Raw genomic sequence first — 17,448 nt, 5'->3', positions numbered from 1 at the left:
TCACAGTTCCTTATGTGATTGAATTAACAACGTGAAGTCGCAGTAGAATTACAACTAAAAAACTTCATTGTTCCTGACATGGCTAAATTTCCATGCATATTTAAGCCTGTAAAGCCTGTCTCTAATCCACGATCAAACACAGACTCATGCGATGAACTATAAGTTGTCTGTTTTAAATAACCTTTTTGTGCATCACTTGTACCTGAGTCTTTTTCAATGGCCAGTGCTTCAAAACCAAAATTACGAATCTGGATTGGATAACCATCTAGAAAGGTCAATTTCATCGCCGTTTTATAGCCTGCACTAGTCGTCACAGTGGTGCCATCTAATTGAAATTTATCGATCGCAATTGTGCCTTGTATTTTTTTGAAAACTAGCCAATACAAGTTTCCACTGGCATCTTTACGATTACTTACATTAAAGGCTAAACGGCAAAATTCATTACTTGCGCCATTACAGGAATACTCATAAGGGACTTCTGTAGTATTGGTCGGCAAGTTATGATTTAAAGAAAATGACCAACTTAAATCTGCCCCGCCTTGTCCACGTATATTCGATAATTGGTTCGCATCTAATGCATCTAACGCTGCCGAAGCACACTGAGAACTTAACATTAGGGCAGCAAAAATATAATGTTTCATTTATTTCTCCTTATAGCCCTGTCGTCGTAATTTTCAGATGTTGAATTAACATTCCATCGATCGCTGCGGATCCTAAATTGGTCTTGGTTCCTGTTGGGGTAACAAAACTCACCCCTACTGCATTGGTACTAGTATCTGCTTTTAAAAATTTATTGTTATTGGTAAAACCGACTGTACCAATAGAGATACTGCTGTGTGTGGCTGTATTGCCTTGATAAGTTTGCCCCATGCTGATGGGATCACCACAGTATTGAACATTACAGGTTGAACCCTTATAAGCTGAAGCCGCACCACTCGCCAATGCGGTGTAGTCCGTATAAATTTGTTGATAAACATTGGCTTTGTTCGGAATACGGGTCAATTCAATCACAAAGTTTTGACCATCTGCCGCCGTATCAACAATCAAAGGCTGATAAACACTCCCTAGCACCAAATTAATATTTGGACTATATAAAAACACACCATCATTCACATTAAAATTTGGTGCAGAGGTTTTAGAAATCGCAGGCGTGGTTAAATCGTTGGTTATATCTGTGCCTAAGGTTTCTGCTGTACTAATACGCAATGCTTTGGATTTATCTTCAGTTGCAGTGCTTGGATTATCATTGGTATTTAATCGAATGAGTGCCGCCAGACCTAAAGTATTGTTATAAGATGTTGGTAGCGACGAACTGGCTGCTCCCCCCAAGGTCTGGAATAACTTTAAATTAGATCCATTTAAAGACAAACCATTGGCCACCATTTGCAGTCTTAAACGACTGTCTAAACCATTTAAATTTGCAGGTGCGCCGTTTTTAGCATCGACAGGTGCAGCAACCAAAGGATTGCGTGCAAAGAAGTCTCCCCACAAGCCTAATTTAATATTATTATCCGCTGCAGTATTGGCAGCACCATCAAGAGCATAAGGGGCTTCTAAAGATAAATAACTAAAATCTTGTGCAACCCCTGCAAAGTCATATACCACGCGGTTGGCAGTAGTACTAATAGACTTCACACTAAACACCCAAGGATTGGTTTCTTGCCCCCAATTGAAACCCAGATTACTGAAACGAGAGTTTAGATCATTATCGGATGCCGATAGCGCTAAACCGTACAGGAAGACATCTGCTTTTTTTGCACCCGCAGTTTTAGCCGTGTCTGAAAGTGGCCCCACTGGAATAAAACGCACAAAACCTGTGTCATAGTTTCGGTTGGCTAAACGACTTTGATTCTGAGCCGCGCTCAAACCATCTTCGGCAGTTTGAAATACCATTTTGAAATTTTCAGGCAGAATAGCAATGCCTTCGCCGGTAGAATTACTTAATACCTGATCTGAAAGTGCTTCTAAAGCAAAACTATAAGAACAACAGAGCCCAATCATGCTCGCCAGCAATGTTTTACGCAAAATTGTCGTATGCCGATCCGTCATCGCGACCTTCCTTGTTATTTGATGCTCCGCATCATTCTTTTGTTCATCCTAGACTTGGTTATGCTTTGTTTTACTGTCAAATGTTCCGTATCAGGTACATTTCACCAAGACATTTTTAATCCTCATTATGCTGAATAATTACACGATTGCAAAAAAAACTCAGGAAATGTCGACATTTTCCGATGAATGAAGATTCAGCGCTTGATGCATTTTTTTAGCCATAAAAAAACCTGTTTGATTTTACAAACAGGTTTTCGGACATCATACCAAATGTAAATTAAGCTTTTGGTTTAGCGATAAAAAAAACCTGTTTGATTGAACAAACAGGTTTTTTGGATGTCATACCAAATACAAATTAAGCTTTTGGTAAAGTTACACCCGTTTGACCTTGGTACTTACCACCACGGTCTTTATAAGAAGTCTCACATACTTCATCACTTTCGAAAAAGAGCATTTGCGCAACACCTTCGCCCGCATAAATACGCGCTGGTAAATTGGTGGTGTTAGAAAACTCAAGCGTGACATGACCTTCCCACTCAGGTTCTAACGGCGTCACGTTCACAATAATACCGCAGCGTGCATAGGTTGATTTGCCCAGACACACGGTTAATACATTACGGGGAATACGGAAATATTCCACTGTACGCGCTAAGGCAAATGAGTTTGGTGGAATGATGCAAACATCAGATTCGATATCAATAAAACTTTTTTCATCGAAATGTTTTGGATCGACAATTGCAGAGTGAACATTGGTGAACACTTTGAATTCACGTGCACAACGAACATCATAGCCATAACTCGACACGCCATAAGAAATGAGCTTTTCGCCATTCTCATCAAAACGCACTTGATTTTCCGCATACGGTTCAATCATGCCGTGTTTTTCGCTCATTTCGCGAATCCAACGATCAGACTTAATAGCCATTATTCTATTTCCAAAACTTCAAGCAATTCTTGCGCTGTACTTTAACTTAATTCAGCCGCAATGGAAATACAGACAGGGTTGATCCAGCATGCTTTCAAAATGCGAATTCAACTACGCTCTCGTAAAATTAAAGGCTTAATAATGCCGAATAACTCAATGGAATAGAAAAACTAACCAACACAATCGATGCTGTTTTTTGCAAATTAGATTTCGTTAACCAACGTACTCGGTTGGATGCCAAGATCGAACCAATAAATGTCCAGAAAAAAGCAATAGGGACAATCAAAATTAAAAATACCAACATATGTGCAATGTAAGCATCCACACTGCTCCAAACAACTGCAGGGAAAATAGCAGATGCAAATAAAAGCGCTTTAGGATTCAACAATGTTGCACAAAATAGCTCACGAGCACGAATCGTCGGTTGATTATAACTTTCTTCTACATCTGCCGTTTTCCACAGTTTAATCGCTAAAAATAAAATATAGCTCGCACTAAAAAGTTTAAGGACGGTGGGAATGACAGGATAATGACGCGATACGGTACCAATGATGATACCCCACACGGTTATAGAAATTAGATAACCAAATGCTTCTGCAGGAATAAGACGAAATGATTTTCGAATGCCGACCTGAATACCAGATGAAGCAAGTAGAGTATTAGTAGGACCTGGGGTTAATAATAAAGAAACCACCAACCCTATAAAAAACAAAGAAACCATACCCTTACCTCATATTTGAGCAAATGAAGCGTAGTTGAATTGTTTCAATATAGCAAAAAAAATATTGTAAAGGAAAATCGGGAAAGTTCTTAAGACTTTAACATATTCGATAAAAATCATCATTTTAATAACAATAAACCCAATAAAACCTATGGGTCACGCTATGAAGATATTTTATATTTTTTGTCACAATTCATTTAATTTTTATGTCGTGCCATACAATTTAAAGCCATGATTCAGCAGTTTTTTTAAGTTTACTTTCAGTTTGGTATGTAACTCTAAAGCACAGTTCCTTATAGCAAAAAGGTGAATTAACTATCGTTTTTCACTTAAATCATGCACAATACCCTGTCCTGAAAAGCTGATTTCGTATGGCAAAGAAATTTTTCCAATCGTGGCTTCCCTCTCCTGAAAAAGTCAATCAACTTAAGTTTATGCGGATTTTTGGTCAACGCACCTTGAATCCTGTGCTTTGGTACGTCAATCGAAAATCAATTTCCCATGCCGTTTTTATTGGCACTTTTTGGGGCATTCTACCTGTGCCGTTTCACAGTGTATTTATTGTACTGACTGTATTACTCATTGAAGTCAATCTACCGCTAAGCTTAACCCTTGCATGGTTATCTAACCCACTTACTGTTGTGCCAATTTTGTATTTAGGTTTTTGGCTAGGCAGCAAAATATTCCACGTCAATATGATTGATAAAGATATGATTTTAGGGGTATTACACCAAATTTTAAACTGGGTTAAAAACTTTGGGCATGGTCATATTGATTTACATCTGGCCAAAATTTTAGTGACAGGATTAGTGTTAGAAGCCTTGTTAAGCGCTTTTGTTCTATATATTTGTACACGTATTATTTGGCGTTGGTCAGTTCTACGTAAATGGAATAAAAGATTTCATCCCTAAAAGAAACACTCTGCAAAATCATTATGTAAAAAAAGGGATGTTGCTAACATCCCCTTTTAGACTTTAAAAAATTCGATTTTTATCTTTATCTGACTTAGTTAATTGAGCCGCGATTTTTTCTGCAATCGCCAAATAACTTTCTGCTGCTGCATCACCTGCTATTACAGAAGGCTGACCTGCATCTGCATTTTCACGGATGCCTGCATCAAGCGGTAAACGCCCCAACAATGGAATGTGATATTGCTCTGACAATTTATCGCCCCCACCTGTACCGAAAATTTGCTCTTCAAATCCACAATTCGAGCAAATATGGGTCGACATATTTTCAATCACACCCATCACTGGAATTTGCACGCGGTTGAACAACTCAATACCTTTCGTTGCATCCAGAAGTGCCACATTTTGTGGCGTAGTCACAATCACTGCGCCAGTCACTGGAATACGCTGTGCCAAAGTCAATTGAATATCTCCAGTTCCTGGAGGCATATCAATCATTAGCACATCCAAATCTGGCCATAAGGTTTGATTGAATAGTTGCATTAATGCACCTGTTGCTTTAGGTCCACGCCATGCCACAGGGGTATTATTGTCACCTGTTAAATGCCCAATCGAAAGTACAGCAAGCCCATAAGCATCAAGCGGAACAAAGTTTTCCGCTTCAATCATTGGGGTTTTACCAGCATTACCCAACATGGTAGGAATACTTGGGCCATAAATGTCAGCATCTAATACACCAACTTTTAATCCCAATTGCTGTAATGCCAACGCCAGATTCACCGTTGTCGTAGATTTTCCAACGCCACCTTTACCTGAAGATATCAAAATCACATTTTGAATCCGTGGGTGTTTAGGTACATCACGTTGCTGTGGTGCAGCTTTAGCAATTGGAGGATTATTCGGATCGGTTTCTGTTTCAGTCTGAGTCGATGCAGCGGCATCCATCACTGGAGGTAAATTACTTTTTTCATTTTTGGCAGGCGTAGAACAACTCTCACCTTGGGCATGATCATGTCCACAACCACCCGCCTTATGTCCTGTTTTTTGCTGAATTACATGCATATTGAGTTCCTGAATGCCACATTTTTCAAGGGCATCTGCCAGATCATCATGAATTTGCTGTAAATGATCGGCTTCTTCAGGGTAGGTATTAATGGTGATTTGTAAGACTCGATCTTGCACATTAATTTGCGAAATACGGTCTTTTAATGCGTGATTGGAATTCGGCAGAAGATATTGTTGTAAAACTTGCTGGATTTCTTCTTCTTTCACCTCCTGAGCGGGTGAAAAAACAGATTTAAGTGAAGAAAGCCACGACATACATTTACTCCAAGTCTGGATATACAGCTGAATGACATAGTTTAACGGTTATTTTCAATCAGGTTAAGCGTTGTACTACGTTGCTTTTTAAATCAATCACTAAAAACCGAGTAAATTTGTCAGATTTTAAACAAAAACCTATTCTGGAGATACAAATGGCTGTTCCTATTTTATTGATACATCGCCTTGCAATTGCCTAAAAGAATAAAGACAAGGTAATAGATTATGTTCATGAAATAGACAAGAAACTGTATTTTCTAACTGTGCTTGATCATCAGATTCATTAGGTCAAATGGATGAGTTTTGATTGCTAAACTCACTCAACATCCATGCCGAGTGAGAGATTGTAACAACTCATTAAATTTAAGATTGATCGTGATCATCTTTCTTAAATTTGTTCAGGGTATCGGTTGCAGCTTTTTTCAGTTCATCAAACTTTTCTGTTGCTTGAACTTTTAATTCGTCAAATTTGACCGAAGCTTCCTGTTTCAGCTCTGCTGATTTGACCTTAGCTTCATCAAGTAAATGACTCGCTTCTGCTTTTAAATGCTCGTACTTTTCTTGCGCCTGATGTTGTACTTCAGCCCATTTGGCTTTGGCATCATCAATGGTACTGTCAAAACCTGCATCTTCGTCCGCAGCCTGTTGCTCGTCCAATTTCTGCTTTACATCATCCAGTTTTTGTTCCGCATCTTGTTTTACTTCAACCGCAGCACTTTTTAAATCACCAATTGCCTTTTCACCTTCTGTTTGTACATCTTTTGCGGCTTGTTTCAAGTCATCGCCAAGTTCCACAGCCTTATCTTTTATTTCATCAATCTTATTTTCAACGGTCATTTTTACACCTTTTTCTGTTATAGCACCTGTCTATAGTTATACCGTGATCTGAATTGAATAAAATACAAAACAGCATATTGAAACAAAGACGCTACAGAATGTAGCGTAGTTAAGTTGATCTTCCATCCTTGACTTTACATCTTTAAAACATCACCAATACTACGTAATTTGTACTGTCAGGATCGCCAACTACCCAAGCGCTGATCTTCGTCTTGATACAGTATGCTGATAGATAGGAAAACATTTGGCATTTCTATTGGGCATCATTTTTTTATCTGCACTTGCGCTAAAGTCTGGTGGATTTGCAAAGAATTCATGCAATCCCTTATGCAACTTTGCAGTAACTAAGGTAAAATCAATGCCCTTGCATTAACTACGAATGAGAGAGTTATATCCGTGCGCAATATTTTAGTCACTAACGCCCTTCCATACGCCAATGGTCCGATCCATATGGGTCACCTACTCGGTTATATCCAAGCAGATATCTGGGTTCGCGCCATGCGTGCAATGGGACATGATGTGACTTATGTCTGTGCGGATGATGCTCACGGTACCGCAATCATGTTGCGTGCCGAAGCGAATGGTATTAGCCCAGAGCAACAAATTGCTAATGTTCAGAAAGAACACATTCGTGACTTTGACGGTTTTGGTGTACATTTTGACCACTATGATTCAACCCATAGTGACACCAACCGTGCCCGTGCTTCTGAAATTTATGTAAAAAACCGCGAAGCTGGCAACATTGCAGTTCGCCCTGTATCACAACTGTTTGACCCAGAAAAAGGCATGTTCTTGTCTGACCGTTTCATTAAAGGCACTTGCCCGAAATGTAAAGCGGAAGATCAATATGGCGATTCATGTGAAGTTTGCGGTACAACCTATAACGCAACAGAACTATTAAATCCAAAATCGACTTTAAGTGGTGCGACACCTGTCGAAAAATCTTCAGATCATTATTTCTTTAAATTGCCAAACTTTGGTGAATACTTACAGAAATGGACGCGTGATGAAGGTCGTTTACCTGTTTCAATTGCCAACAAGTTAGATGAATGGTTCGAAGCAGGTTTGGCAGATTGGGATATTTCTCGTGATGCACCGTATTTCGGTTTTGAAATTCCAGATGCGCCAAACAAATATTTCTATGTTTGGGTCGATGCACCGATTGGTTATATGTCGAGTTTTGAAAACTACATTAAAACCAAACGCCCTGAACTCAACTTCGATGATTTCTGGAAAAAAGATTCTAAAAATGAAGTTTATCACTTCATTGGCAAAGACATTGTTTACTTCCATGCGCTGTTCTGGCCTGCAATGTTAGAAGGCGCAAACTACCGTACGCCGTCAGGTTTATTTGTGAATGGTTTCTTGACCGTGAATGGTCAGAAGATGTCGAAGTCTCGCGGTACATTTATTAAAGCTGAAACTTATTTACAGCACTTAAACCCTGAATATTTACGTTACTACTTCGCATCTAAACTTTCAGACAAAGTTGAAGACTCTGATTTAAACTTGGATGATTTTGTTCAGAAAGTAAACTCAGACTTGGTCGGTAAAGTGGTCAACATTGCCAGCCGTTGTGCAAAATTCATTAACACCAAGTTTGATAATAAACTCTCTGCAACTTGTGCAGAGCCTGAATTGGTACAAAGCTTTATTGATGCAGGCGATTCAATTGCCAAAGCCTATGAAGCACGTGAATTCTCTACTGCCATTCGTGAAATCATGGCACTAGCGGATAAAGCAAACCAATATATCGATGAGAAAAAACCTTGGGCTTTAGCGAAAGTTGAAGGCGAAGAGCAACAAGTACATGATGTGTGTTCGGTAGGAATTAACCTGTTCCGTCAATTAGCAGTTTACTTGGCACCTGTACTTCCGACTTTAGCGGCTCAAGTTCAAGACTTCTTGAAGTTAGATCGCTTTGACTTTGCTTCAGCGAAAACTGCATTAGTAGATCATGAAATTGCATTGTTCCAACCTTTAATGCAACGTGTAGACCCGAAAGCGGTTGCAGCAATGGTCGATGCATCTAAAGACTCTTTAGCAGCTGCTGCTGAACCTGTTAAAGCTGAAAAGAAAAAAGAAAAGAAAGCCGAGAAAAAGCCAGAGCCTAAAGTCGGTGAAGCGGAAATTATTGGTATTGAAGACTTTATGAAAGTTGACCTACGTGTTGCTGAAGTTTTAGAAGCAGCTACGGTAGAAGGTTCAGACAAACTTCTTCAGTTAACTTTAAATGTCGGTGAAGCTGAACCGCGTAATGTGTTCAGTGGTATTCGTGAGTTCTACCAACCAGAAGACTTAAAAGGCAAATTGGTGGTGATGGTGGCGAACCTTGCACCGCGTAAAATGCGTTTTGGTATTTCTAACGGTATGGTCCTTGCAGCGGGTAATGGCGAAGGTGTTTGGGTAATTTCACCTGAATCTGGCGCTAAAGCTGGTGATAAAGTGTCTTAAGATTTAAGTCTTAAGCAAAAAAGCCTCTACATTGTGGGGGCTTTTTTGTATATTGAAGGATAGCAAAACTCTCAATTAAAATTTATATATCAAATATTTAGTGATAAAATCCATATTTATTAACTATTCTTTAAAAATAAATGAAAGCTCCTTTATTGAGAAAAGGGAAAACTAAATCCCTATTAGAAAGTTCAATTGACTGTGCATTATTAGCTGTTGAAATTTATAATAAGCCTCGAGCACCTTTCAGGGTCGAGTCTTTTATAACGCACATGATCATGGCTTGGACTCGTCTATTTCAAGCACATTTTAACTTTACTATAGGCGAGACATACTTTTACAAAGGAAATAATGGACGCTATAAAATTATTGATGGAGAGAAAAAAGCTTGGGAATTGAAAACTTGTATTAAAGAATATGGACAATTATCAAATCCAGTAAAAACAAATTTAGAATTTTTTATAAAATTACGTAATAAAATTGAGCACAGAACTATTGATAAAGATGAAGTTGGATTAACTATTTTTGGTGAATGCCAAGCACTTTTATATAATTTTGAAAGTGAGTTAACAAAACTATTTGGTGAAGACTATGCAATGAATGAAAGTCTAGCCTACTCCTTACAGTTTTCTAAATTGAGAACTTCTCAACAAAAAGAGGCAAGTAAACAATTACTTTCGACAGAGTATAAAGATTTAGTTGATTTCATTAAAAAATATCGGGAACATTTACGAGATGATATTTATAACTCCCAAGAATACAGTATTAAATTGATACAGATTCCCAAGATTGCGAATACCAATAAAAATGATTTAGCTGTTGAATTTGTTAATTGGAACTCACTATCTGAGGAAGATAAAGAAAAGTATGATCAACTGATAGCCATCGTAAAAGATAAAGTGATAAAACTCGAAGGGGCTAATATTGGCAAACTAAAACCAAGCAAAGTTTTAGAAGAGGTTAATAAATCTATTAGCTTTAAGTTAACACATCATGACCATAAACAATTACTTTGTGTCTTCAAAATCAGGCCTTATGCTGATTTTAACTCTAATGGCGACGCTTTTGATACAAATCCAAATTATTGTCATTACGATGAGGCTCATAATGATTATTTGTACCAAGATGAATGGGTGGCATTTTTAATTCAGCTTATAAATCAAAAAAGGCTTACAAAGGATGAATGGAAAGAAAACTATAATCAAAAGAAAATTCTAAAAGTCGATGATTACAAATAGCCACACTATCATCCATACAAGTAAAGTTTCCAAATCACTATAGAAAATACCTAATCATATGACCTGCGACATGGATATCGCCCGTTCGTTAAGTGCACACGGACGTGCCCTTTAACGAACAAAGGATTTTTGTTACTTTTGATCCTTCAAAAGTAAGTTAAATCACATATAAGAATTAATGACTAAAAATTCCCCTCATCCTCTTGCAGAACAATGTTCCTCATCCCAAAGGGAGAAGGAACTTCTTTAAGTTTTTAAACTCGTATTATCTTAAATTTGCTAATCAAACTACTTCGCTGGCTCTCCCCACTGGTTCGATTCAGGTTTAGTTTCTGTTACAGCCCAAATCAACAATGGAATAAGCCCAATAATGGTCAGTGCCAAAAGCATCCACCAACCTGAACGGTTCACATCATGTAAGCGACGTGCCCCGACTGCCAGTGTAGGTAAAAAGAAGAACAATGAAAGTAAGCCTGAGATAGCATCTATTCCATTGTCACTCATGCCCATAATACCCAGACTTAAGCCAATCAGCAGCCCAATTAAAATTTGGAATAAATAGAAATACCAATATTCTTTACGACGTGCGCGCCCTGAAAAATTGGCATAATTCTTTAAACATTTAATAGTCCAATCAAATAAACCAAAGTTTTCTTCAGTTCGTAGTTGTTCTGCATGCTGATTATTTGTTTTTTTAAAAACAGGCTGACGCGCAAATGCCTGCACATAAATACTGACAGCCTGATTTAAATCGTTCACAGCAAAATCGACATTTTGACCACGTGCGGGTGAAGTATGGTCTTTCCATTCCGAACCAAAAAAGCTGTAGCGCTTTCCATCGTCCCCTTGAATCACGCCTTCATTAATCTGGAAATTAAAATCTACTAATGTACCTTTCATTATAAAGTTCCAATTGATATTCAATATTTTATTGTTGGAAATATCATCATACTGGAACATTTTATTTTATAAAGCAAATTCCTGTAATCCGCTCTAAAATGCCCTACTGGCGATTTTTAAAGACTGTATCCATTCAACTTTTTAACACATCCAATCAATATGAAAAGTTGTCTTCCCCCAAACACAGAACAGGACGATTTTCGCGATCTAAAATTTGAAGTGTTAAAGAATATTGAATCTAACAATTTGGAAAAATAGATAATTAAACAATGTTATGGCTTCACGTGAAGCCATATATTCCGAAGTCTCAACTTTAAACTGCTTTGCTCTTAATTACATGGTCAGTATTAAAATGTGTATGTGTTAAACGCGTTGCTGAGTTTTCCGTTAAGGGTTCAACCTCTTGTAGACTATTTAAACAGCGTAGAGTCAAATCCATATATTGCTGTGTACCCTTAAATTTCCACGCAATTTCTTTTTCATCCAAGCTACGAATCACGCGTGCAGGACTACCGACCACCAAAGAATTTGCTGGAATTTCAGCTTTGGCTTTGACGGTACTATTGGCACCGACAATGCTATTTTCGCCAATAACTGCTTCATCCAAAATTACGCTGTTCATGCCAATTAAGACATTTTTAGCAATACGGCAACCGTGCAAAATTGCACCATGTCCAATATGACCAAACTCTTCGACCACGGTGACATTGTTCGGGAAGCCATGAATAATGCAGGAATCCTGTACATTGGCATTTTTATGAATATGAATGCCGCCAAAGTCTGCGCGCAAGGCAGCAAAAGGACCAATATAAGCCCCTTCTTCAACAATTACATCCCCAATTAAAACTGCTGTGGGATGCACATAAGCTTTTGGGCTCACCACGGGAATGACGCCATCGATGGCATAACACGGCATAGTTTCTTCCTTAAACTGTAGGGCTATTTTTAAGAGCTTAGTAACTCGGCTCTTCCTGCTTTAAGCCACCAAAACGCTTATAAAATTGTGGATGTGCAGGTGGCATTGAACCTTCTGACGTCCGTGCGATGTCGAGGAAGAATTCATCCCCTGCCAGCACCACGGTTTGATAGAGATTACTGCTTAAATTACGTGAATTGAGCGACAGCCAATTCGATGGCAATAATTCAAAAGGTAAATTCGGATCTTTCAATAAAATTCGACGATATTGATGAATCAATAAAATTCGAATTTGAAACGCTTGCATCGGATCGAGTTCATCTTCGCTTTCGACCAGATTGAAGAATTCTCTGAAATCACTGATGAACTTTTCATAACGCTGATGTAGCTCTTGTACAGGCCAATTGATTTCGACCATGCGCTTCACAGTTGGATAAGACTCTTGCCAAATCTGTAAGGCTTCAGCTTTAAAGATCACCACTTGGTCGGTCATTTTTAGGCTAAGCAACAAATTTTGTAATTTCAGGTGATCACAACCCGGATACGCCATGACATTGGTGGCAATGTTGGCAAAACCAAGCCATTCCAACTCTTTTTTCAAGGTGACTTTATTTTCCAGCTCTACCGAACTGAGTAAGACCAAATCCCATTTTTGGTCCCATTCTTGTTGGGTGAAACTATAAATTTTCTGGTCGGCCATAATAAAGCGCTGGCGACTGCTTTCCGTGACACGGTAGTAACTCGTACGTCCAATTTTCTCGGAAATCAGCCAACCATTTTGGACAAGGCGAAATACGGCTGTACGAACTGAACGCTCGTTAAAACCAAACACATCCATTAACTGAATTAAGCTGGCAAGACTAATAATGCCACCACGGTGAAAAATACAGTCACCAAAGATGGTCATAATCAGAGAGGTACCGCTCAGTGCTTCGTTGCTAATGAAATCATCAATAACTTGTTTTAATTTTAGATTCATTTCGTTCAACTATTACCTTGTCAGATCGGAATGATAAATCATGTGATCTATCATTCAACTAAAACTTATGCCGATTTTCGAATATCAAAGACGCGTTGCGCTTTCCCCTCAGAACGTGGCAAGCTGCCTTCTGGTAAAATTTCAACCATCACTGAAATACCCACCATAGTCTTAATTTGGGCTTTCAATAAAGCTGCAATTTGTGGGGTTAAGGTTTCACTCACATCTCTACGCATTTCAGCACGAATATGCAAAGTATCCAAGTGTCCTTTTTTGCAAATTTGAATTTGGTAGTTCGGTACCAATTGTGGAATATGTAAAATTTGCTCTTCAATTTGTGATGGGAACACATTTACCCCACGAATAATCATCATGTCATCGCTACGACCCACAATTTTATCCATACGGCGCATAGGACGTGCAGTCCCTGGCAATAAACGGGTCAAATCGCGGGTACGGTAACGAATCACAGGCATGCCTTCTTTGGTAATGGTCGTGAACACTAACTCGCCCAACTCACCATCAGGGAGTACTTCACCTGTTTCAGGGTGAATGATTTCTGGATAGAAATGATCTTCCCAAATGGTTGGACCGTCTTTGGTTTCTAGACATTCCATTGCAACACCCGGCCCCATCACTTCAGATAAACCATAAATGTCCAAGGCATTAATACCGAGACGATCTTCAATCTCACGACGCATTTCATTGGTCCATGGCTCTGCACCAAAGATGCCTGTTTTGATTGAACAGTCTTTTGCTGTACCAAATTTCTTTTCTAGCGCTTCAATAATGTTTAAGCAGTACGATGGTGTCACCATCAATGCTGTCGGCTTAAAGTCATGAATCAATTGTGCTTGACGCTCAGTTTGACCACCTGACATTGGAATTACGGTTGCACCCAAGCGTTCTACGCCATAATGCGCACCTAAACCGCCTGTAAACAAACCGTAGCCATAAGACACTTGAATGGTATCTTTATTCGACAAGCCCGCTGCACGTAATGAACGCGCCACAACATCTGACCAGACATTAATATCATTTTGGGTATAACCCACTACAGTTGGCTGACCTGTGGTACCCGATGATGCATGAATACGGATAATCTGTTCTTGTGGTACTGCGAACATGCCAAACGGGTAGTTATCACGTAAATCTTTTTTGGTGGTAAATGGAAACTTTGCCAAGTCTTCTAAAGATTTGAAATCATCAGGATGTACCCCTGCTTCATCAAATTTCTTTTTATAGACTGGGCTATTTTGATAGGCGTGTTGCAGTGTCTTTTTCATGCGCTCCAATTGCACACTACGTAATTCATCTACTGATACCGTTTCGATTTTTTCCATTGCATTGTTATTCATATTCTGTCTCCTAATACAGTCATCCTGACTGTGGGGTATTCCGTTTTTGGATTATTTCCTTAATCCACATTTTCTATAATCAGTGCGACACCCTGTCCTACACCAACACACATCGTACACAGTGCGTATTTTCCATTACGGCGCTTGAGTTCTTTCATCGCAGTAATCACCAAACGTGTTCCGCTCATCCCCAATGGATGACCCAGTGCAATCGCACCGCCATTTGGGTTGACACGCTGATCATCATCTTGCAAACCTAGTTCACGCATCACGGCAAGCGATTGCGCTGCAAAGGCTTCATTCAGTTCAATCACATCCATTTGATCAAGCGTTAAGCCTGTCTGTTTCAATACTTTTTGTACCGCAGGTACAGGACCGATCCCCATGTATTTGGCTTCAACCCCAGCTTGTGCAATTGCCACCACTTTCGCCAGTGGTTTTAAGCCATGGTTACTTGCAAACTCTTGGCTGCCCAATAATACACAAGCCGCGCCATCGTTTACACCTGAGGCGTTGCCTGCAGTCACCGAACCACCTTCTTTACGGAAAGGAGCTTTTAAAGCTGCCAAGGTCTCAAACGTGGTATCCGCACGTGGATGTTCATCGGTATCGATGGTAATACTGTTTTTCTTACGGTCTTGAATAGTCACTGGCAAAATTTCTTCAGCCAAAACACCATTTTGCTGTGCCACTGCTGTTTTTTGCTGACTGCGATAAGCAAACAAATCTTGATCATCACGGCTAATTTGATACTTTTCCGCCACATGTTCAGCCGTTTCAGGCATGCTATCCACGCCAAAATTCGCTTTAAATTTTGGATTGATAAAACGCCAGCCAATGGTGGTATCGAATATTTCAGGGGTACGGCTAAAAGCTGTGGTTGCTTTAGATTGTACAAACGGTGCGCGGCTCATCGACTCCACACCACCGGCCAATACAAACTGGACTTCACCCGATTTAATCGCACGTGCCGCCAGTCCCACCGCATCTAAACCAGAGGCACATAAACGGTTTACGGTAATGGCTGGAACTGAATCGGGTAAACCCGCCAATAAGGATGCCATACGTGCGACATTACGGTTGTCTTCACCTGCTTGGTTGGCACAACCTAAAATCACCTCATCCAATTCATTCCAAGGCAAATGCGGATGTTGATTTTTCAAATATTGAATCGGCAAGGCAGCCAAATCATCGGCACGAATGCCACTTAAACCACCAGCATAGCGACCAATCGGTGTACGAATACCGTCTAAAATATAAACTTGTTCCATTTGTCTTCTTCCTTTAGCCGGCAATAAGAAATTGTTGTGATTGCGGGCTGTTTTGCACCTGTCCTCGTGCAGTTTTCTTCGCTAAATATATACTTGGTCTGTAGCGTTCTTCACCATAAACACGATACAGATTTTTTAGAATTTTTAAAATAGTGTTATATCCTATTTTTTCTGCCCACTGAAATGGACCTTGCGGATAGTTCACGCCATATTTCATTGCAGAATCAATATCTTGTTCAGATGCAATACCATGTAAAATGGCTTCACACGCTTCATTCACCAACATGGAAATAGTTCGTAACACATAAAGTCCTGCATGATCCTGTGTCCAAAGTGGTATCACATCCATACCAATGAACAAAATATCAACAACAGACTGATCAACTTCCGAACATGCCACTGAAGCTACAATAGGAATCGCCTTGGCTTGCACCCAATCTGCATGCCAATCCATCAACACGACTTTCTGATCAGGATAATCCAGATCAACCGACTCGCCTAAGGAAAGACGGATTGAAACTTCACCGACTAGGATTTCATCCTGCACGCCTTCTTGAAACTTCACCTCAAGGTGCGAGGCATGTGCCAAACGCTGAATCAAGCCTGAAGAATGTTTCCAATCGCCTTTGACTGTGACCGCCAATTTCTCAACCGATTTGGCATAACGTACAGGCAATTCAAACTGTGGGCTTGGCATTGCTTGCGCATAATCGTAAAAACCTTGTTGGGTTTTACGACCCAAACAACCTGCATCGACCAATTCTTTTTGAATGAGTGATGGACGATAACGCGGCTCATAAAAGAATTCTTGATAGACACTTTGTGTGACCGAGAAATTGACATCCTGACCAATCAAGTCCGTTAATTCACATGGCCCCATGGCAAAGCGACCACATTCACGCAGAATAAAATCTAATTGTTCAGGGCGTATGACATTTTCCTGTAACGCCCGAAAGGCTTCCGCATAATATGGACGCGCTACACGATTCACAATAAAACCTGGGGTTGATTTTGCCAAGACTGGCACTTTTTTCCATGACTTCATCAATTCCAACAAAGCATCTGCAATTGCTGCTGAACTTTTTAAACCGCGGATAATTTCCACCAGTTTCATTACAGGTGCAGGGTTAAAGAAATGTAAACCCACCACACGCTCTGGATGTGGAATCGAAGCAGCAATCGCTGTAATTGAAATTGAAGAGGTATTCGATGCAAAAATCGTCTCTTCAGAACATACCGCTGCTAACTGTTGAAATAAGCTTTGCTTCACTTCTTTCTTTTCAATAATCGCTTCAATAATCAGCTGTGCAGGTGCTAACTGTGCTAACTCATGCGCAACAGTTAAATTGGCAAAAGTACTGTCATACAGTTCTTGCGTCATTTTTCCCGCTTGCACACGTTTCGTGAGTTGCGCCGCAAGTTGTTTCAATGCAGCTTCCGTTTTGCTGGCATCTACATCATACACAAAGGTTGGATGTCCATGCATCGCAGCCAATTGGGCGATACCAATTCCCATGGTACCTGCACCAATTACAGCGACGGGCGCCTGCTGTAAATTGATCTTTTCCATGT

General features: G+C 39.7%; 15 protein-coding genes. 3 read left to right on the top strand and 12 right to left on the bottom strand.

Annotated elements, in window-relative coordinates:
• Positions 1 to 23 precede the first annotated feature (23 nt).
• The 4 genes from C3F34_RS11100 to C3F34_RS11085 form a co-directional block, all read right to left on the bottom strand.
• The gene (locus C3F34_RS11100; RefSeq protein WP_044738266.1) at positions 24 to 641 is read right to left on the bottom strand and encodes a hypothetical protein; all 618 of its coding nucleotides are present in this window, start codon (positions 639 to 641) and stop codon (positions 24 to 26) included.
• Between the two features lie 10 nt (positions 642 to 651).
• A complete protein-coding gene (locus C3F34_RS11095; protein WP_104441612.1) occupies positions 652 to 2,049 on the bottom strand; it encodes a hypothetical protein in 1,398 nt (465 codons plus the stop codon).
• A gap of 355 nt (positions 2,050 to 2,404) precedes the next feature.
• Positions 2,405 to 2,974 carry a dCTP deaminase gene (gene dcd / locus C3F34_RS11090; RefSeq protein ID WP_004814752.1) on the bottom strand — a complete coding sequence of 190 codons (570 nt, stop codon included), beginning with the start codon at positions 2,972 to 2,974 and terminating at the stop codon, positions 2,405 to 2,407.
• Between the two features lie 127 nt (positions 2,975 to 3,101).
• Entirely contained in the window at positions 3,102 to 3,695 is a 594-nt protein-coding gene (locus tag C3F34_RS11085; protein WP_044738264.1) for a LysE family translocator, read from the bottom strand.
• A gap of 371 nt (positions 3,696 to 4,066) precedes the next feature.
• Between C3F34_RS11085 and C3F34_RS11080 the strand changes: the two genes are divergently transcribed.
• Positions 4,067 to 4,606, top strand: coding sequence for a DUF2062 domain-containing protein (locus tag C3F34_RS11080; protein ID WP_016167079.1), 540 nt, complete (start codon positions 4,067 to 4,069; stop codon positions 4,604 to 4,606).
• A 63-nt stretch (positions 4,607 to 4,669) separates the two neighbouring features.
• Here C3F34_RS11080 and apbC read toward each other — a convergent pair whose 3' ends face one another.
• The gene (apbC, locus tag C3F34_RS11075) at positions 4,670 to 5,923 is read right to left on the bottom strand and encodes an iron-sulfur cluster carrier protein ApbC (protein ID WP_104441611.1); all 1,254 of its coding nucleotides are present in this window, start codon (positions 5,921 to 5,923) and stop codon (positions 4,670 to 4,672) included.
• A 363-nt stretch (positions 5,924 to 6,286) separates the two neighbouring features.
• A complete protein-coding gene (locus tag C3F34_RS11070; protein WP_104441610.1) occupies positions 6,287 to 6,760 on the bottom strand; it encodes a hypothetical protein in 474 nt (157 codons plus the stop codon).
• Positions 6,761 to 7,156: 396 nt separating this feature from the next.
• On the opposite strand from C3F34_RS11070, the gene metG reads away from it, so the two are divergent.
• Entirely contained in the window at positions 7,157 to 9,214 is a 2,058-nt protein-coding gene (gene metG / locus C3F34_RS11065; RefSeq protein WP_104441609.1) for a methionine--tRNA ligase, read from the top strand.
• Between the two features lie 140 nt (positions 9,215 to 9,354).
• Entirely contained in the window at positions 9,355 to 10,452 is a 1,098-nt protein-coding gene (locus C3F34_RS11060) for a DUF3644 domain-containing protein (protein WP_104441608.1), read from the top strand.
• 288 nt (positions 10,453 to 10,740) lie between these two features.
• Here C3F34_RS11060 and C3F34_RS11055 read toward each other — a convergent pair whose 3' ends face one another.
• From C3F34_RS11055 to C3F34_RS11030, 6 genes are all read right to left on the bottom strand, one after another.
• Entirely contained in the window at positions 10,741 to 11,352 is a 612-nt protein-coding gene (locus C3F34_RS11055; protein WP_104441607.1) for a DUF805 domain-containing protein, read from the bottom strand.
• A 313-nt stretch (positions 11,353 to 11,665) separates the two neighbouring features.
• Complete coding sequence (locus C3F34_RS11050; protein WP_016167087.1) at positions 11,666 to 12,268, bottom strand: carnitine operon protein CaiE; 603 nt, start codon at positions 12,266 to 12,268, stop codon at positions 11,666 to 11,668.
• 37 nt (positions 12,269 to 12,305) lie between these two features.
• The gene (locus C3F34_RS11045; RefSeq protein WP_044738258.1) at positions 12,306 to 13,247 is read right to left on the bottom strand and encodes a PaaX family transcriptional regulator C-terminal domain-containing protein; all 942 of its coding nucleotides are present in this window, start codon (positions 13,245 to 13,247) and stop codon (positions 12,306 to 12,308) included.
• Between the two features lie 65 nt (positions 13,248 to 13,312).
• Positions 13,313 to 14,605 carry a phenylacetate--CoA ligase PaaK gene (gene paaK / locus C3F34_RS11040; RefSeq protein WP_016167089.1) on the bottom strand — a complete coding sequence of 431 codons (1,293 nt, stop codon included), beginning with the start codon at positions 14,603 to 14,605 and terminating at the stop codon, positions 13,313 to 13,315.
• Between the two features lie 59 nt (positions 14,606 to 14,664).
• Positions 14,665 to 15,876: a 3-oxoadipyl-CoA thiolase gene (pcaF, locus tag C3F34_RS11035; RefSeq protein ID WP_104441606.1), complete on the bottom strand. Its 1,212-nt coding sequence runs from the start codon at positions 15,874 to 15,876 to the stop codon at positions 14,665 to 14,667.
• Between the two features lie 13 nt (positions 15,877 to 15,889).
• Positions 15,890 to 17,446: a 3-hydroxyacyl-CoA dehydrogenase gene (locus C3F34_RS11030; protein WP_104441605.1), complete on the bottom strand. Its 1,557-nt coding sequence runs from the start codon at positions 17,444 to 17,446 to the stop codon at positions 15,890 to 15,892.
• Positions 17,447 to 17,448: the final 2 nt, after the last annotated feature.

The organism is Acinetobacter sp. ACNIH2, assembly GCF_002934965.1.
GTDB lineage: Bacteria > Pseudomonadota > Gammaproteobacteria > Pseudomonadales > Moraxellaceae > Acinetobacter > Acinetobacter tandoii.
Note: the sequence above shows the minus strand (reverse complement) of the source record. Positions and strands in the feature narration are given on the sequence as shown.